Source organism: Streptomyces sp. MBT53 (assembly GCF_016654115.1).
GTDB lineage: Bacteria > Actinomycetota > Actinomycetes > Streptomycetales > Streptomycetaceae > Streptomyces.
In genome coordinates, this window is record NZ_JAEQAZ010000026.1 from 1 (window position 1) to 16,949 (window position 16,949).

17 protein-coding genes are annotated in these 16,949 nt (G+C 70.6%); 14 read left to right on the forward strand and 3 right to left on the reverse strand.

The genetic code is table 11. The features are described 5' to 3' along the window. From JHN45_RS12160 to JHN45_RS12205, 10 genes are all read left to right on the forward strand, one after another. The coding region (locus JHN45_RS12160) for an NAD(P)/FAD-dependent oxidoreductase (RefSeq protein ID WP_201049036.1) at positions 1-426 on the forward strand (426 nt) is incomplete at its 5' end. Positions 427-428: 2 nt separating this feature from the next. Further along, positions 429-749, forward strand: a complete 321-nt coding sequence (gene fdxA / locus JHN45_RS12165) for a ferredoxin (protein ID WP_200709221.1) — start codon at positions 429-431, stop codon at positions 747-749. Positions 750-905: 156 nt separating this feature from the next. Beyond that, on the forward strand, positions 906-2,243 hold the full coding sequence (locus JHN45_RS12170) for an amidohydrolase family protein (RefSeq protein ID WP_234467604.1): 1,338 nt from the start codon (positions 906-908) through the stop codon (positions 2,241-2,243). Between the two features lie 10 nt (positions 2,244-2,253). Then, the gene (locus JHN45_RS12175; RefSeq protein ID WP_200709222.1) at positions 2,254-3,216 is read left to right on the forward strand and encodes an ABC transporter permease; all 963 of its coding nucleotides are present in this window, start codon (positions 2,254-2,256) and stop codon (positions 3,214-3,216) included. Continuing rightward, positions 3,206-4,084, forward strand: coding sequence for an ABC transporter permease (locus JHN45_RS52915; RefSeq protein WP_200709223.1), 879 nt, complete (start codon positions 3,206-3,208; stop codon positions 4,082-4,084). Before JHN45_RS12175 ends, JHN45_RS52915 begins: the two co-directional genes overlap by 11 nt. A 57-nt stretch (positions 4,085-4,141) precedes the next feature. After that, positions 4,142-5,722, forward strand: coding sequence for an ABC transporter substrate-binding protein (locus tag JHN45_RS12185; protein ID WP_200709224.1), 1,581 nt, complete (start codon positions 4,142-4,144; stop codon positions 5,720-5,722). Then, the gene (locus JHN45_RS12190; RefSeq protein WP_201049037.1) at positions 5,719-6,756 is read left to right on the forward strand and encodes an ABC transporter ATP-binding protein; all 1,038 of its coding nucleotides are present in this window, start codon (positions 5,719-5,721) and stop codon (positions 6,754-6,756) included. Before JHN45_RS12185 ends, JHN45_RS12190 begins: the two co-directional genes overlap by 4 nt. Further along, entirely contained in the window at positions 6,749-7,735 is a 987-nt protein-coding gene (locus tag JHN45_RS12195) for an ABC transporter ATP-binding protein (RefSeq protein ID WP_201049038.1), read from the forward strand. Before JHN45_RS12190 ends, JHN45_RS12195 begins: the two co-directional genes overlap by 8 nt. Then, on the forward strand, positions 7,735-8,526 hold the full coding sequence (locus JHN45_RS12200) for an alpha/beta fold hydrolase (RefSeq protein WP_201049039.1): 792 nt from the start codon (positions 7,735-7,737) through the stop codon (positions 8,524-8,526). Before JHN45_RS12195 ends, JHN45_RS12200 begins: the two co-directional genes overlap by 1 nt. Continuing rightward, positions 8,523-9,311: an IclR family transcriptional regulator gene (locus JHN45_RS12205; RefSeq protein WP_201049040.1), complete on the forward strand. Its 789-nt coding sequence runs from the start codon at positions 8,523-8,525 to the stop codon at positions 9,309-9,311. The genes JHN45_RS12200 and JHN45_RS12205 overlap by 4 nt, the downstream gene beginning before the upstream one ends. Here the strand turns inward: JHN45_RS12205 and JHN45_RS12210 are convergent. Together JHN45_RS12210 and JHN45_RS12215 are read right to left on the reverse strand one after the other, a co-directional pair. Next, positions 9,265-10,071: an alpha/beta fold hydrolase gene (locus JHN45_RS12210; RefSeq protein WP_201049041.1), complete on the reverse strand. Its 807-nt coding sequence runs from the start codon at positions 10,069-10,071 to the stop codon at positions 9,265-9,267. The two genes, JHN45_RS12205 and JHN45_RS12210, sit on opposite strands and share 47 nt — an antisense overlap. Before the next feature lie 41 nt (positions 10,072-10,112). Beyond that, the gene (locus tag JHN45_RS12215) at positions 10,113-11,276 is read right to left on the reverse strand and encodes an Lrp/AsnC family transcriptional regulator (RefSeq protein WP_201049042.1); all 1,164 of its coding nucleotides are present in this window, start codon (positions 11,274-11,276) and stop codon (positions 10,113-10,115) included. An 83-nt stretch (positions 11,277-11,359) separates the two neighbouring features. On the opposite strand from JHN45_RS12215, the gene JHN45_RS12220 reads away from it, so the two are divergent. Further along, positions 11,360-12,640, forward strand: a complete 1,281-nt coding sequence (locus tag JHN45_RS12220) for an amidohydrolase family protein (RefSeq protein WP_201049043.1) — start codon at positions 11,360-11,362, stop codon at positions 12,638-12,640. A gap of 5 nt (positions 12,641-12,645) precedes the next feature. On the opposite strand, the gene JHN45_RS12225 is transcribed toward JHN45_RS12220, so the two are convergent. After that, positions 12,646-13,716: an LLM class flavin-dependent oxidoreductase gene (locus JHN45_RS12225; protein ID WP_201049044.1), complete on the reverse strand. Its 1,071-nt coding sequence runs from the start codon at positions 13,714-13,716 to the stop codon at positions 12,646-12,648. 145 nt (positions 13,717-13,861) lie between these two features. Here JHN45_RS12225 and mgrA point away from each other — a divergent pair, with 145 nt between their 5' ends. The 3 genes from mgrA (at position 13,862) to JHN45_RS12240 (ending at position 16,948) form a co-directional block, all read left to right on the forward strand. Beyond that, positions 13,862-14,905, forward strand: a complete 1,044-nt coding sequence (gene mgrA, locus JHN45_RS12230) for an L-glyceraldehyde 3-phosphate reductase (protein WP_201049045.1) — start codon at positions 13,862-13,864, stop codon at positions 14,903-14,905. Positions 14,906-14,957: 52 nt separating this feature from the next. Beyond that, positions 14,958-15,956: a Dyp-type peroxidase gene (locus JHN45_RS12235; protein ID WP_201049046.1), complete on the forward strand. Its 999-nt coding sequence runs from the start codon at positions 14,958-14,960 to the stop codon at positions 15,954-15,956. Between the two features lie 110 nt (positions 15,957-16,066). Further along, entirely contained in the window at positions 16,067-16,948 is an 882-nt protein-coding gene (locus JHN45_RS12240; protein ID WP_201049047.1) for a xanthine dehydrogenase family protein subunit M, read from the forward strand. Position 16,949: the final 1 nt, after the last annotated feature.

Consider the following 16,949-nt stretch of genomic DNA (forward strand, 5'->3'; position numbering starts at 1 on the left):
CGGGCGCACGCGGCGAGCGTGGAGAAGGTGCGCGCGCTCGGCATCGAGATCGTCACCGACTCCGAAGTGAGCGCGCTGCAGGGCGAGTTGGGGGTGGAGCGGGTCGAGGTGCGGCACCGGGTGGAGAAGACCGTCCGGCTGCTGCCGGCCCGTACCGTCGTCGCCGCCCTCGGTTTCATCGCCGATCTTGGACCGCTCCAGACCTGGGGACTGGAACTCCAGGCCCGGCGGATCGCCGTCGACACCCGCATGGCCACCAACCTCCCCCGCGTGTTCGCCGCCGGCGACATCACCGACTACCCGGGCAAGGTCCGGCTGATCTCGGTGGGCTTCGGCGAGGCCGCCACCGCCGTGAACAACGCGGCCACCGTCATCGACCCGGAGGCAGCGCTGTTCCCCGGGCATTCCACCGAGAAGGAGAGCTAGTCATGGCCTACGTCATCGGATCGGCCTGCGTCGACATCATGGACCGGTCCTGCATGGAGGAGTGCCCGGTCGACTGCATCTACGAGGGCGAGCGCAAGCTCTACATCAACCCGGTGGAGTGCATCGACTGCGGCGCCTGCGAGACGGCCTGCCCCGAGCAGGCGATCACCGTGGACCGGCTCGCCGACCCGGAGCACCGGGCCGACAACCGCCGCTTCTTCGAGGAACCCCTGTCCGGCCGTACGGCCCCCCTGGGCACCCCCGGCGGGGCGACCGCCCTGGGCCCGGTGGGCGCCGACACGGCGTTCGTGAGCGCCCTGTGAGCCGCCGCGGGTGGCGCAAATCTGCGCTTCCAGGGGTGGCGCATTCCTGCGCGTCCCGCGTGAATTCCAAGCGAATGCTGCACCGCAACACGGCTACACCACAGCCGACCCACACTCCTCCTTACCAGTCCCACGGAGGGGAGTGAACACGGTCCCATGACGGAGCGAACAGTCCTGGCGGGAATGACGTTGGTCGACGGCACAGGAGGTGCCGCACGGACCGACATGGCCGTGGTGATCGACGGTGCCGTGATCACCGAGGTTGGTGCCGCGGAAACGGTGGCGACACACCCGGCGGACACGGTGTACGACCTGCGGGGGATGACCCTGCTGCCCGGACTCATCGACTGCCATGTGCATCTGCGGTCCAACGCGGGCACCCGGCCGCAGGACGTGCAGCTGTGGAACATGCTGACCTCGACGGAGGAACAGACCCTGCATGCCGCGGCCAACGCCCGTGAGGCGCTGCGGTCGGGTTTCACCACGGTCCGGGACACCGCGGGCTCGCTGCCCGAGGTGGCCGTCAAGCACGTGATGGACGAGCACGTCCTCGACGGGGCGCGGGTCGTCGCCTCGGGGCTCGTGGGCATGACGGCGGGGCACGGCGACATGTTCTGCCCGGCCACGCTCGACGAGAAGCGGATGTGGCCGCCGGCGGACGGAGCGGACGAGTGCCGCAAGCGGGTCCGGCAGTACGCCCGGATGGGCGTGGACCTGATCAAGATCTGTACCAGTGGGGGCACGCTCTCGGTCGGCGACAAGACCGGGTGGCGCAACTACACGGACGCCGAGATCGACGCGATCGTCGACGAGGCGCACGCCCTGGACCTGCGGGTGGCGGCCCACGCGCACACACGGGCCGGGATCACGGCGGCGCTGGTCGCCGGGGTGGACACCCTGGAGCACGGCTCCGACCTCGACGAGGACCTCGTGGAGCTGATGCTGGGGCAGGGCACGTTCCTGTGCCCGACCCTGTCGATCAGCGAGTTCATGACGGAGCACGGCTCCGAACGCGGTCTGGTCGCCGAGCAGTTGGACAAGGCGGAGGCGCTGCGTGAGCGCCGGCTGGAGTCGGTGCGCCGGGCCCATCGGGCCGGAGTGCGGATCATCGCGGGCAGCGACTCCTCCAACACGATGCGTTTCGGGAACCACGCCCGCGAGCTGCAGCTGCTGCACGAGCAGATCGGCATGACTCCGGCGGAGGTCCTGGTCGCGGCGACCTCCGCCGCCGCCGAGGCCCTCGGGCTCGGTGCCAGGACGGGGACGGTCGCGCCCGGCAGGTGGGCGGACCTGCTGCTGGTGGACGGCGACCCGCTCGCCGACCTGAGTGTGCTCGCCGACCGGCGGCGGCTGCGCGCGGTGTTCCGCGAGGGCCGGGCCTTCGACCCGAACGCGGCCGAGGCCGTGCCCGGCGCGCTGGCCGCGCGACACCGCACTTCCGATCCGGACCGCCCGACTACGGCCCGGGCGTCGGCACCCGCCGTCGCGATCTAGGAGAGATCCAGTGCTGCGCTACCTCTCGATCCGTCTGGTCCGCTCGCTCACGGTGGTCCTCTGTCTCAGCGCCATCGTGTTCGCCCTGGCGCACCTGGTCCCCGGCGACCCGGCGGCCCTGATCGCCGGCGAGAACTCGACTCCCCAGCTGCGCGCCCAGATCACCCATCAACTGGGGCTCGACCAGCCCGTGTGGTCGCAGTACCTGAGCTGGATCGGGCACGCCGTGCGGGGCGACCTCGGTTCGTCCCTGCTGGACGGGCAGAGCGTCGGCGCCCAGGTCGCCGCCCGCCTCCCGGTGAGCCTGGAACTCGCCGTCTACGCGGCGGTGATCGCGGTCCTGTGGGGCATTCCGGCGGGCATCTGGTCGGCCATGTACCAGGGGCGCGCCAGGGACCGGGTGGTCAACAGCGCCGCGTTCCTCGGACTCGCCGTCCCGCCGTTCGTGGTCGGCACGGTCATGGTCCTGCTGTTCAGCACGCTGGCACCGGCCTGGCCGCTGTTCTCCTTCGTGCCGTTCTCGCAGGACCCGCTGCTCAACCTCCAGGTGCTGCTGCTCCCCGCCGTCTGCCTGGGCATCCCGTTCGGCGCGACCCTCTGCCGCTACATGCGGGCCGCCGTCCTCGACGTAGAGGGCCAGGACTTCATGCGGACGGCGGCGGCGAAGGGCGCGGGGCGACGGCGGCTGATGCTGCGGCACGCGCTGCGCAACGCGCTGGTGCCGGTGGTCACCGCCGGCGGGCTCCAGCTCGGGGTGCTGGTCGGCGGCACCGTGATCATCGAGCAGGTCTTCGCGCTCCCCGGTCTCGGTTCGCTGATCGTCAACTCCATCACCCAGCACGACTTCACGGTGATCCAGGGCGCGATCCTCGCCCTCGGTGCCTCCTATGTGCTGATCAACCTGGTGACCGACCTGGTCTATCCCCTCATCGACCCCCGAATCCGGACGACAGGAGCACGCCGTGACGGTTGAATCCACCGCGCCCGCCGTCACCGTCCCCGCGGCACGCCGGCGCAGGCCGCGCCTCGGCTGGAACGCGACGCTGACGACAGGTGTCTGCGTCCTCGGCGGAATGGTGCTGCTGTCCCTGGTCATAGGCGTCTTCGGCCGCTACGCGGCGACGGACGTCAGCGACTCGCTGCTCACCGGCCCCTCGGGCAGCCACTGGCTGGGCACCGACAACCTCGGCCGTGACCTGTTCACCCGGACCTTCGGCGCGGCCCGGCAGTCCCTGCTGGTGGCCTTCGGCGCGACCACGCTCGCCGCGCTCATCGGCATCCCCATCGGGCTCGTCGCCGGCTACAACGCCCGCCGGCTGGACGCGGTCCTGATGGCGGCGATGGACACCGCGATGTCAATACCCTCTGTCCTACTGGCACTTGTGCTCGTGTCGGTCTTCACCCCGGGCATGTGGGTCCTCATCGCGGGCATGGGCCTGATCTTCGTCCCGTACTTCGCCCGGATCGTGCGGGCCCCGGCGCTCACCGTCCGTGAACGCGACTTCGTCTCGGCGGCGCGTATCGCGGGGGTACCGACGCCGGTGATCATCGTTCGGCATGTGCTGCCGAACGTGCTGTCGTCCGCGCTCGTGCAGTACGCGAACACGGCGGCGACCTGCGTTCTCGTCGAGGCGTCCCTGAGCTATCTGGGCCTCGGCATCCAGCCTCCGACGCCCAGTTGGGGCCGGATGATCTTCGAGGGCCAGCGCTATATGAAGGACGCGCCGCTGCTGGTGATCGTCCCCGGCGTCACCCTGGCCATCGCCACCGCGGCCTTCGGTCTGATCTCCGACGGCCTGCAGGAACAGCTCAACCCGCGCGGCAAGCGCCGTACGCCCTGAACGGGCCCCCGCACCACGTCACCTCACCCTCACGTTCTTGAGAAACAGGCGGTCACGATGACGAACCACACCTTCACGCGCAGAGGCGCGCTGGCACTCGGCGGCAGCACATTCGCCGGCCTGTTCCTGGCGGCCTGCGGCGGTACGGCCACCACGGCCGGCAGCACCTCCGGGAAGCCGGTCGAGGGCGGAACCCTCACCATCGGGCTCGACGGGGAGCCCACGGTCGGCTTCGACCCGCAGGTGGCCCAGGCGTTCTTCGACCAGCAGATCGTCGCGCAGTTCTACGAGGGTCTGCTGAGCCTGGACAGCAAGGGGCAGATCAAGCCCGGTCTCGCCAAGAGCTACCAGCAGGTGGACGCGACCACCCACCGCTTCACGCTCCGCGACGGGGTCACCTTCCACGACGGCACCAAGCTCACCACCGACGACGTGATCTTCAGCCTGGAGCGGCTGATGGACCCGGCGATCAAGTCGCCGTACACCCAGCAGTACCGGATCAAGACGGTCACCGCCGTGGACGCCAGTACCGTCGAGGTCAAGCTCAGCGCGCCGCAGCCGTCGCTGTACAACTTCCTGGCCCGGCCGTGGAGCGGGGCCATCATGAGCAAGAAGTGGACGACGGCCCAGAGCGCGAACCAGCTCAAGCAGTCGGAGAACGGCACCGGGCCCTTCTCCCTGAAGAAGTGGTCGAAGGGCATCTCCATCACGCTCTCCGGCTACAAGGGCTACTGGGACAAGCCGAAGCCGTATCTCGACACCGTGATCTACCGGCTCATCCCCGACGAGACCTCCCGGGTGGCCTCGCTGCGCTCCAGCTCGGTGCAGCTGCTGTCCTTCCGCGATCTGCGCATGGTGAGCGACGTCAAGAGCACCAGCGGTGTCACCGAGGCGAACGGGCCCCTCGTCTCCAGTGTCTGGCTCAACATGAACACCCTCAGCGGGCCGCTCGCCGACAAGCGGGTGCGGCAGGCGTTCAACCTCGCCATCGACCGCGAGACCCTCATCAAGACGCTGGGCAGCGGCTCCGCCAGCTTCGGTTACGTCATCCCGCCGCAGGACCCGTACGGCATCACGCCCACGACCTCCGACCCGATGTACCAGCACAACCAGTCGAAGGCCGTGGCCCTGCTCAAGGCCGCGGGCAAGAGCAGTGTCAGCATCGAACTGACCGCCCCGAGCGATTCCGCCTACGGCCCGGACATCTCCGCCCTGGAGCTGATGAAGGCGCAGCTGTCCAAGGTCGGCATCACCCTCAACCTCAAGCTCGTGCCGTTCGCGAGTGTCGTGCCGAAGGTGCTGGGCGGCGACTACACCGACATGATCATGCTGACCAGCGTGCTGAACGCCGACCCGGCCCAGTACCTGGACCTGTGGTTCGCCAAGGGCAGCCCGGCGACCAAGGTCAAGGACCAGCACCTGTGGGACCTGATGGCCGCCGCGAAGAGCGAGCAGGACAATGCCAAGCGGATAACGCTCTACCACCAGCTCGCCCAGTACATCGCCGACGAGGCCTATCTGCTGGTGCCCTACGCCAAGGCGGTGCGCGGCGAGGCCTGGAGCAACCGCCTGCACGGCTACCAGCCGGACGCCACGGCGACCCGTCTCAACCTCAAGAACGCCTGGCTGACCTCGTGAAGGCGGACACCCTGACTCCCGCTCGGGCCGGTGCCGGAAAGGACGGCACCGACCCGGTCCTCGACGTCTCGGGACTGCGCATCGGCTTCGGCGGCTCGGACGTCGTCTCCGGTGTGGATCTCCGTGTCGAACAGGGCGAAGTGGTGGGCCTGATCGGCGAGAGCGGCTGCGGCAAGTCCAGCGTCGCGCTCGCCGCCATGGGGCTGCTGGGCCCGGGCGCCGACGTCCGGGCCGACCGGCTGGTGGCCTGCGGTACGGATCTGCTGGGCAGCGGCGACGCGGAGCTGGAGAGTCTGCGCGGCGACCGGGTCGCGATGGTCTTCCAGGAGCCGATGACCTCGCTGAACCCGTGCATGCGGGTCGGCACGCAGGTCGCCGAGGTGCTGCGGATCCACGGCAAGGCCGGCCGGAAGGAGGCGGAGGAGCGGGCGGTGGACCTGCTGCGGCTGGTGGAGATCCCCTCCCCCGAGCGCAGGGCCCGGCAGTACCCGCACGAACTGTCCGGCGGTATGCGGCAGCGCGTGGTCATCGCCATCGCGATGGCGGGCAACCCGCGCCTCCTGCTGGCCGACGAACCGACGACCGCGCTGGACGTCACCGTGCAGGCCGAGATCCTGCGCCTGCTGCGCACGCTCCAGCAGGAGCACGGCATGGGCATGTTGCTCATCTCGCACGACCTCGGTGTCATCACCGCGATGTGCAGCCGGGTGCAGGTGATGTACGCCGGCCAGGCGGTGGAGTCCGGCACCGTCGACCAGGTGCTGAACGCGCCCCGGCATCCCTACACCCGGGCGCTGCTCGCAGCGGTGCCCCGGATGCGGGAGGGCGACGGCACCCCGCTGACCGCGATCCGCGGCCAACTCACGGACGACGCCCGCCGGTTGCCCGGTTGCCGCTTCGCGCCGCGCTGCCCGCTGGCCGCCGACGCCTGTACCGAGCCCCAGCCCTTGCGGCCGGTCGGTGACGGGTGGGTGTCGCGCTGCTGGCGTGACCTGGACGACGCCCCGACCGCAGCCGGAGGAAACGATGACTGAGACGCAGCCCGACCCGGCCGGGAGCGAGCCGCTGCTCGAACTCTCCGGTATCGGGCACGAGTTCGGCGGTCGCCCGGGCCGTTCCGGTGTCCGCGCGGTCGACGACATCACCCTCGCTCTGAGTCCCGGCGAGACGGTCGGCCTGGTCGGCGAGTCCGGGTGCGGCAAGAGCACACTGGGCCGGATCGCCACCAGGCTGTACCGGCCCACGCGGGGCGCGGTGCGCTTCGAGGGCAAGGACATGACCCACAAGCCGAAGAGCGCCGACCTGAAGGCGTTCCGGCGTGCGGTGCAGATGGTGTTCCAGGATCCCAACGGCTCGCTGAACCCGCGGCTGCCGGTGGGCGCCAGCATCGAGGAACCACTGCGCGCCCGGGGCGTGGCACGCGCCGACCGGCGCACCCGGCTGGCGGAGGTCCTGGAGGAGGTCGGCCTCGACGCGTCGGCCGCCGCCCGCTATCCGCACGAGTTCTCCGGCGGTCAACGCCAACGCCTCGCGCTCGCGAGGGCGTTGGCCCCGCAGCCGTCCGTCATCGTCCTCGACGAGCCGACGTCGGCGCTGGACGTCTCCATCCAGGCGCAGATCCTCAATCTGCTCCAGGAGATCCAACAGCGCGACCGCATCGCCTACTTGTTCATCTCGCACAACCTCGGTGTGGTCCGCCACCTGAGCGAGCGGGTCGCGGTGATGTACCTCGGGTCGATCGTCGAACTCGCCCCGGCGAAGGAGCTGTTCGCGGATCCGCAGCACCCGTACTCGATGGCGCTGCTCTCGTCCGTCCTGGAGCCGGGGGACGACGGGCCGGGCGAGCAGATCGTCCTCAAGGGCGAACTGCCCTCCCCCTCGGACATTCCGGCGGGCTGCCCCTTCTCCTCCCGCTGCTGGCTGGCCGACGACCGCTGCCGCAGCGAACGCCCCGCGCTCACCGAACAGACACCGGGCCATCTGACGGCATGTCACAAACCAGGGAGTCACTGATGACGGACCCACTGCGTCGCGGCTACGCACCCAGCCGTTTCGGTCAGTTGCACTATGTCGAGTGCGGTACGGGCGAGCCCGTGCTGATGCTCCATCAGACACCCCGGTCCTGGACCGAGTACCTGCACGTGCTCCCCCGCGTCGGTGCCGTGCACCGGGCGATCGCCATGGACACCCTGGGCTTCGGCGCCTCCGCGAAACCCGACGAACCCCACTCGATCGAGCGCTGGGCGGACGCGGTCGACGACCTGGTCGAGGAACTGGGCCTGGAGCGCTTCCATCTCGTGGGCCACCACACCGGCGGGGTGATCGCGGTGGAGGTCGCCGCGCGCCACGGGAAACGGGTCGGGAGCCTGTTCCTGTCCGGCACCCCCTTCATCGACGACGAGAAGCGCCGCACGGTGAACTCGCGCAAGCCCGTCGACCATGTCGTCCCCAGCCCCGACGGCTCTCATCTGCTCGAACTGTGGAACCTGCGGCGCCCGTTCTACAAGGACGGCGACGAGGCCGCCCTCAACCGGTTCATGGTCGACGCGCTCACCGTCCTGGACCGGGTGGAGGAAGGGCATGTGGCGGTCCGGGGCTCGATGATGGACCAGCGGCTGCCCCATGTCACCGCCCGCACCCTCGCCGTCTGCGCCTCCGAGGACCACTTCTCGATGCCGGGCCTGGAGAAGTTCGCGGACGCCGGCTGCGAGACGCTGGTCATCCCCGGCGGACACGTCCCCGTGCCGGAGCAGCTGCCGGAGGAGTTCTCCCGGCACATCCTCGACTGGGTGGCGGCGGGATGACCACCGCCGGCACGGTCCGGGAGGGCGACGAGCGGCCCAATTCGGTCCTCGGCAAGGTGAGTCTGATCCTGTCGGCCTTCGGCGACGACGACTTCTCGCTGGGTCTGGCCGAACTGCGGGACCGTACCGGCATCGCCAAGGCCACGGTCCACCGGCTCTGCCAGGAGCTCGTCGCCACCGACTTCCTGGAACGGGACGGCTGCAACTACCGCCTGGGCGTGCGGCTCTACGCGATGGGTCTGCGCTCCCCGCACCAGCGCACGCTGCGTGCGGCGGCCAGGCCCGTCATCGAGAGCCTCGCGCAGAGCCTCGACAACGCGGTGATCCTGGCGATCCCGCACGACTCCGAGCTGCTGTGCGTCGAGAACCTCGGCACCCACCGCAACCAGGCCCGCTCCACCGCCGACGGCAGACGCATGGAGCTGCACTGCACCGCCGCGGGCAAGCTCACCCTCGCGCTGCTCCCCGAGCAGTACCCGCTCGGGGAGGTGCTGCACTCGTCGGTCCGCCGCACCCCGCACACGCTCGGCCCCGCCCAACTGCCCGGCGAGATCCGCCGTATCCGGGAACAGGGCTACGCGATCGAGGTCGAGGAGAAGCGCCTCGGCTACCTCGCCGTCGCGGTGCCGGTACGCGGACGCGACGACACCTACCTGGGCGCCCTGTCGGTCATCGCGCCCACGGCCGGCAGCAGGATCACCCGGCTGCTCTCGGCCCTCACCCAGGCATCGACCATCATCACGACCCGACTCGCCCGCTACGACTCCCTTCACGTTCCCCTCTAGGAACGGGCCCCGCACCGCTCTCGACCAGGGCCGCCACGAACCCCTCGGGGTTGTCCCCCATCATGTGGTGGCCCGCGTCGGGGACTTCCACGACCGGGATGCCGGCCTGCCGGACGGCGGGCTCGTCCGCGTACGGGCGACTGCGGGTGCCGATCAGCAGCACACGCGGCTGCGGAAGGCCGTAGAGGAGCTCCCCTGTTCCCGGGTTGGTCCCGGTCACCAGGCCGACGGCGCTGCGGTGCACGATCGCGGGGTCGGCCACGCGCATGCGGGCCGCGTAGTCGGGTTCGAGGCCCGCCAGGACCGTGTGGAATCCGTGGCTGACGAAGTCCTCCTCGCCGTACGCCGCGATGGCCCCGCTGAACAGACCGCCGCCCGCGCGCAGGTTGGGCTCGGCGACGACGAGGCGGGAGACCAGGTCGGGGCGGGCCGCGGTGAGGACGATCGCGATCGCGCCGCCCATCGAGTGGCCGACGAGCACGGCGTCGGTGATCCCGCAGTGGTCGAGGACGGCGGCGACCGTCCCGGCATGGGCCTCCAGGGTGCCCGGGAAGTCCTGTGGGCGGTCGCTGTAGCCGTGGCCGAGGAGGTCGACGACGATCGCGCGTCCGCCGCGCAGGTCGGGGTGGGCGGCGATCCCCGCGAAGTCGGCGGATCCCGCGCAGCCGAGGCCGTGGACGTAGACCCGGGCGGGGCCGTCGCCGGGGAGGTCGATCCAGCGCAGCCGGCCGCCGGCCTCGGGAAGGTACAGGGAGCGCATCTGTGGTCCTCGACAGCCTTGAGAAATAGGGACGTCGGTGCTCATCGCCAGACGCGCTCGCCGTCCGGTACCGCGAGGAGCTGGTGGGTGCCCTGGGGTTCGCGCAGCGGTACGACGCCGACGCAGCGGCCGTCGCGGTCCAGCAGGCGGCCCATGTGTTTGACCGTGCGCAGGACCACCGAGCGGTCGTCGATCACCAGCCGGGGCAGCCGTCGCGACAGATGCGCCTCGAAGGTGTGCACATCGGCCAGGGCGCGCAGCCACACGTCGATCACCAGGTTGTGCGGTCCCGCGGTGATCGCGCAGGAGCGGACCTCTCGGACACTGGACAGGACCCGGCTGGTCTCCTCCAGGTACTGGGCGGGCACCGACGCGAAGTACACCGCCGACAGCGGCCAGCCGGACAGCGGCCGGGCCAGGTCGCAGCGCAGGCTGACCCGGGAGGCCAGCAACGACTGGAGGCGGCGGCGCACGGTGGTGAGGCCGACGCCGGTGGCGGTCGCCAGGGCGCGGATCGACATCCGGCCGTCGGAGCTGAGCAGTTCGAGGAGGTGCGCGTCCAGGGAGTCCCAGGGCGCGGCGGGGCCGGTGCCGGTGTCGGGCGGTATGTCCGAGGCGTGGCTCGCCTCGATGCGGGCGCACTGGGCCGCGTCCAGGCTGCGCAGCCGCCAGCGGCTGCCCTCGGTCGGCACGCCGGTGGAGACGTGGGTGCGGGTGGCCCGTACACCCGGGGTCTGCTGGAAGAGCCGGGTGGTGAGGTGGGCGAGTTCGTCGAGGTCCCTGGTCTGCACGGCGGTCACGATGTCCCGGCCGCCCGCGGTGATCTTGACGTTGGCCACGACGTGTTCGGCGGCGAGGGCGCGGGCGACCTCCTCGGCGACGCCCGGCTCGGTGTCGACCTCGACGATGCCGGTCACCACGATGCGGGAGTCCGACAGCCGCGGGTAGGCGGTGACCCACGCGAGCCCCGCGTCCTCCAGCCGCTGCCAGCGCCGGGCGACCGTCACCGGGTTCACGCCGAGGACGTCGCCCACCAGGGTCCACGGGGCCCGGGGGTGGATCTGCAGCGCGTGCACGACTCCGCGGTCCAGTTCGTCGAGATCGGCGGCAGTGAATTCCTGCGCCTCCTGGGACGGCGCATTCCTGCGTGCCCGACTGAAATCGGGATCGGAAGCTGCACCGTGGCCCGGCGTTGTCTCGTCCATTGCAGACTCCCTTTCGCCTGTTCCTGATACCGAGGTTCCCCACCCCAGAGGTTCCTGATACCGAGGAGTGATTCGGTCCCACCATGACGGATGCCATGACGCAAGAGACCTTTCGGACCGCTTTGCGCGTCGAGAACGCCCGCCTCATCGACGGTACCGGTGCCGTCCCGGTGGCCGACGCGGTCGTCGTCGCGGACGCGACGGGCACGTTCACCTACGCCGGACCTGCGGCTACGGCCCCGCCCGTGCCCGGTGACGGCCCGGCGGTCCGGATCATCGACGCCGGCGGCCGGACCGTGCTCCCCGGGTTCTTCGACTGCCACACCCACCTCGCGTACGCGCAGGGCTCGCCGCCCGGGCGGCGCGGCGAACTCGACCCGGTGCTCGTCACCTACGACACCGCGACCCGGCTGCGGCAGACCCTGGACGCGGGCATCACCACCGCCCGTGACCTGGGCGGACTGTCCGCCGGATTCCGTACCGCCGTGGCGACCGGCCGGATCGTCGGCCCCCGGCTGCACACCGCCGTACGGATCATCAGCCACACCGGTGGCCACGCCGACTTCCGTCTCCTGGACGGCACGGACCTCAGCGGCGGTGAGATGGCCGAACTGGCCGACACCGTGGACGAGTCCCGGCTCGCGGTCCGCAGGATGCTGCGCGCGGGCGCCGACGTGATCAAGATCTGTGCGAGCGGCGGCATGGCCAGCCCCTACGACCAGCCCGAGGACGAGGGGCTGATGGAGGAGGAGATCCGGGCCGTGGTCGACGAGTGCCGGCGCCACGGCGGCAAGCCGGTCGCCGCGCACGCGCAGGGCACCGCGGGCATCCTCAACGCGATCCGCGGCGGTGTCACCAGCATCGAGCACGGATACGGGCTGGACGAGGAGGCGCTGGAGCTGGCGGGCGAGCGGGGCACCTTCGTCGTGCCGACCCTGTCCACCGTGTTCGCGGGCATCGACAAGGATCTGATGCCGGAGCACCACTACCAGAAGAAGGTCCGCTGGTCGGGCATCACCAAGGAGAACATCGCCCGCGCCATCGACCGGGGCGCCCGGATCGCGCTCGGCACCGACGCGGCCGTGTGCCCGCACGGCCAGAACCTGCTGGAGCTGCGCTTCCTCGTGGACCTGGGCATGGACCCCATGGCCGCGATCGTGGCCGGCACCCGTGTCTCCGCCGAGCTCCTGGGCCTGTCCGACCGGCTTGGCACCCTGGCCGCCGGCAAGACCGCCGACCTCGTCATGTGCGAGGGCGACCCGCTCAAGGACATCGGCGTGCTCGGCGATCCGGGCAACATCGTGTGCGTCGTCCAGGACGGTGTCGTACGCAAGGATCTGCTGCCCCCGGCCGGGGCGCGCTGACGGCCTCACCGGCGGAGGGCCGGCAGGACCGAGGAGCCGATGGTCTCGATGAGGTCGGTGGGCGGGTCGTAGGAGCCGACGTGCTGGAGGAAGACGTCGGTCACTCCCGAGGCGCGCAGGGTGCGGAGTCGTTCGGTGATCTGGGTGGGCGTGCCGAAGAGGCAGAACTCCTCGGCGAAGCGGACGGCCGTCTCGTCGCTGATCCAGGCCGAGCAGATCTCCACGGCCGCGTCCCAGTCCTCGGCGTGCACGAGGTCCGGGTAGACGCCCTCGATCGTCGCGGGGACGTCGACCTCGATGCCTGCGAGGGCGAGGAAGGACGCGCCGCCGTTCTGGGCGATCGAGGCGCAGATCGGTTTGATCAGGCGGGCATCGGCCTCGATGTCGTCGGTCACCTCGCAGAACGCGGACACGGTCACCGGCAGTTTCCCGTCGCTCCGGCCGGCCGCCTCGGCACCCTCCCGGACCCGGGCCAGGGCGGCGGTCAGGGTGCGCGGTGAGACTCCGCTGAGCAGGATGACCCCGTCGGCGATCTCCCCGGCGAGGCGCAGGTTCCGCGGTCCGCTCGCCGCCAGGTGCAGCGGCACGGACGGCTGCGGGTCGCGGAGCCGGGAGCGGACCTTGCCCTCGAAGTCCCACTCCTGCCCGTCCAGCAGAGCCCGCAGCATGGTCAGCCCCTCGCGCAGCGCCGCCGAGCCGGTCTGCGGCAGGCCCACGGGTCCCACGGAGCTGTTGCCCACGCCGAGGCCGAGGGTGAACCTGCCGGGCGCGAGTTCGGCGACACTGCGCGCGGCCGACGCGACGACGGACGGATGGCGGGTGGCCAGGTTGGTGACGGCGGTGCCGAGGCCGATCCGCTCGGTGGCGAAGGCCGCGGCGGTGAGGGTCGTGAACACGTCCCGCCACAGCAACTGCGAGTCGGGGAACCACACTTGGTCGAAGCCGAGATCCTCGGCCCGGCGCGCGGTCCGGGCCACCCGGTCCGCCCGGTCGCAGGGCGGGATGCGCACGCCGATCCGCAGCGGTTCCTCGTCGACGTCCACCGGGTCGACGCCCACCGATATGTCGCAGTTCATGAAAAGGACCCTAGGGACGAGCGGGAGGCCACCGAATAGCAGCGGTCCGCTCAGCGATCCGCTGCCGGATTGTGCGCCGACACTGCTGAATGCGATGAGCGGGATCGGTTGGACGCGCGCGGCGGGCGCGGGCAGAGTGGGCGCGGTGAACCACATCGCAGATCCGGGGCGCTACGACAGCACGATGCGCTACCGCCGCACGGGCCGCTCGGGGCTCGACCTGCCCCTGCTCTCGCTGGGCTACTGGCACAACTTCGGTGACGACCGCCCGTTCGAGACCCAGCGCGAGATCGCGCTGCGCGCCTTCGACCTCGGCATCACCCACCACGACCTGGCCAACAACTACGGCCCGCCCTACGGCGCCGCCGAGTCCAACTTCGGCCGACTGCTGAAGCAGGATCTCGCGCCGTACCGGGACGAGCTGGTCGTCTCCACCAAAGCCGGCTGGGACATGTGGCCCGGCCCCTACGGCCAGGGCGGCGGTTCCCGCAAGTACGTGCTGGCCTCGCTCGACCAGTCCCTGAAGCGCACCGGCCTCGACTACGTGGACATCTTCTACTCCCACCGCCTCGACGCCGGCACCCCGCTCGAAGAGACCATGGGCGCGCTGGACACCGCCGTCCGCCAGGGCAAGGCGCTCTACGTCGGCATCTCCTCCTACGACGCGGAGCGCTCCCGCGAGGCCGCCGCGATCCTGCGTGAACTGGGCACACCGCTGCTCATCCACCAGCCGTCGTACAGCATGCTCAACCGGTGGATCGAGCACGACGGGCTGCTCGACGCGGCGCGGGACGAGGGCTTCGGGGTCATCGGTTTCACGGCGCTGGCGCAGGGGCTGCTGACCGGGCGGTACCTGGACGGGATCCCGGAGGGCTCGCGGGCCGCTCAGGGCACGTCGTTCGACGCGGGCTGGCTGACCGAGGACATGGTGCGCCGGCTGCGCGCGCTCAACGACATCGCGGCCAAGCGCGGTCAGACCCTGGCGCAGATGGCGCTCGCCTGGGCGCTGCGCGACGAGCGGGTCACCTCGCTCGTGATCGGCGCCTCGCGCACGGAGCAGCTCGAACAGAACGTGGCCGCGCTGGACAACCTCGACTTCAGCGCCGAGGAGCTGGCCGAGATCGACTCGTACGCCGTCGACGGCGGGGTGGATCTGTGGCGGGACGCGCGGACTGGGAAACTCGGCTGAGTTCCGAGGTGCCGCCTGGCGCCTCGGAGGACGCAGCGGAGGCGTGGAGTACATGACAGTTGACGGCTCGGTGGAGAGCACGGACGGCAGCGTCGGCGGCGAGGGGACCGTCCCGACCACGCAGGCGGTGCTGGAGTCCCTGACTCCCAGCGCGACCTTCCTCGTCGTCACCGTGGAGCCGGGTGGCGAGGAGGCGGTGCGCCAACTCCTCGGCGATCTGGGCGGGTTGATCCGCTCCATAGGGTTCCGTGCCCCGGACGGGCGGCTCAGTTGTGTGACCGGTGTCGGATCGGAGGCGTGGGACCGGCTGTTCGACGGGCCGCGCCCCGCCGAGCTGCACCCGTTCCGCGAACTCACGGGTGACCGCCACACCGCCGTCTCCACCCCCGGCGACCTGCTGTTCCACATCAAGGCCGTACGGGCCGACCTGTGCTTCGAGTTGGTCACCGAGATCATGGGCCGACTGGGCGGCGCGGTCGCCGTGCGCGACGAGGTGTCCGGGTTCCAGTACTTCGACGTACGGGATCTGCTGGGCTTCGTCGACGGCACGGAGAACCCCGTCGGGGAGACGGCCCGCCAGGCCGTGGTGATCGGTGGCGAGGACCCGGAGTTCGCGGGCGGCAGCTATGTGATCGTGCAGAAGTACGTCCACGACATGGCGGCCTGGAACGCGTTGACGGTGGAGCAGCAGGAACGGGTCGTCGGACGCACGAAGTTGACCAACATGGAGATGGACGACGACGTCAAACCGGCCGACTCGCACATCGCCCTCAACGTCATCACGGGCCCGGACGGCACCGAGCGGAAGATCCTGCGCGACAACATGCCGTTCGGCAGCGCGGCACAGAGCGAGTTCGGCACCTACTTCATCGGGTACGCCCGTACGCCCTCGGTCACCGAGCAGATGCTGCGCAACATGTTCCTGGGCACGGACTCCGCGTCCCACGACCGCATTCTGGACTTCTCCACGGCCGTCACCGGGAGTCTCTTCTTCGTCCCCTCGGCGGACTTCCTGGACGACCTGCCCGCTTCCCCCGGGCAGGCAACTTAAGTGAACGGTTAACCAGCCGTTGACACCCCTGTCCGCCGGGCGCCCAATGAGGCCCGGACACGGCGCTCGGCCGACCGGCCAACTGCCGTGCAGGACAGGGGGATTGCGGTATGCAGGTTCCCGCTCCGTTCGAGTACCAGCGGGTCGGCAGCGTGGGCGAGGCAGTCGCGCTGCTCGACCGGCTGGGCGACACGGCACGGCTGGTCGCCGGCGGGCACAGTCTGATCCCGATGATGAAGTTGCGGCTGGCCAACTTCGAGTACCTGATCGACATCAACGACCTGCACGACGAACTGGGTTACGTCCGTGTCGAACCCGGACTGATCCGCATCGGCGCGATGACCCGCCACCGCGAACTGCTGGAGTCGGACGAACTGGCCGCCGCCTTCCCGGTGTTCCGCGACGCCGAGCGGGTCATCGCCGACCCCGTGGTGCGCAACCGGGGCACGCTCGGCGGCTCCCTCTGCCAGGCCGACCCGTCCGAAGACCTGTCAGCCGTATGCACGACCCTCGACGCCAGCTGTGTGATCCGGGGCATGGACGGCCAACGGGTCGTATCCATGGAGGACTTCCACCGGGGCCCGTACGAAACCGCCGTGGGCGACGCCGAGATCCTCACCGAGGTCCGCTTCCCGGTCCGCCCGAACGGATCCAGCGCGTACGAGAAGGTCGAACGGCGGGCCGGTGACTGGGCGGTGGTCTCGGCCGGTGCCGCGGTGTGGCTGGACGACGACGGACTGATCGCGGACGCCCGGGTCGGTCTCGCCGCCGTGGGACCGAACACTGCCGGAATCCCCGGCATCGCCGACGCCCTGCGCGGCCGGCGCCCGACCGAGGAACTGTACGGCCAGGCAGGGGACATCGCCGCCGAGGCCTGCTCCCCCGTGACCGACCGGCGCGGCAGCGCCGAGTACAAGCGCCATCTGGCAAGGGAGTTGACCGTGCGCGTGCTGCGCCGGTCGGTGGCCCGCATCGACGGACAGGAGGTGTGAT

Coding starts and splice junctions, on each gene's coding strand:
- fdxA (WP_200709221.1), top strand. CDS start 429: ATGGCCTACGTCATCGGATCGGCCTGCGTCGACATCATGGACCGGTCC.
- JHN45_RS12170 (WP_234467604.1), top strand. CDS start 906: ATGACGGAGCGAACAGTCCTGGCGGGAATGACGTTGGTCGACGGCACA.
- JHN45_RS12185 (WP_200709224.1), top strand. CDS start 4,142: ATGACGAACCACACCTTCACGCGCAGAGGCGCGCTGGCACTCGGCGGC.
- JHN45_RS12195 (WP_201049038.1), top strand. CDS start 6,749: ATGACTGAGACGCAGCCCGACCCGGCCGGGAGCGAGCCGCTGCTCGAA.
- JHN45_RS12200 (WP_201049039.1), top strand. CDS start 7,735: ATGACGGACCCACTGCGTCGCGGCTACGCACCCAGCCGTTTCGGTCAG.
- JHN45_RS12205 (WP_201049040.1), top strand. CDS start 8,523: ATGACCACCGCCGGCACGGTCCGGGAGGGCGACGAGCGGCCCAATTCG.
- JHN45_RS12210 (WP_201049041.1), bottom strand. CDS start 10,071: ATGCGCTCCCTGTACCTTCCCGAGGCCGGCGGCCGGCTGCGCTGGATC.
- JHN45_RS12215 (WP_201049042.1), bottom strand. CDS start 11,276: ATGGACGAGACAACGCCGGGCCACGGTGCAGCTTCCGATCCCGATTTC.
- JHN45_RS12220 (WP_201049043.1), top strand. CDS start 11,360: ATGACGGATGCCATGACGCAAGAGACCTTTCGGACCGCTTTGCGCGTC.
- JHN45_RS12225 (WP_201049044.1), bottom strand. CDS start 13,716: ATGAACTGCGACATATCGGTGGGCGTCGACCCGGTGGACGTCGACGAG.
- JHN45_RS12235 (WP_201049046.1), top strand. CDS start 14,958: ATGACAGTTGACGGCTCGGTGGAGAGCACGGACGGCAGCGTCGGCGGC.
- JHN45_RS12240 (WP_201049047.1), top strand. CDS start 16,067: ATGCAGGTTCCCGCTCCGTTCGAGTACCAGCGGGTCGGCAGCGTGGGC.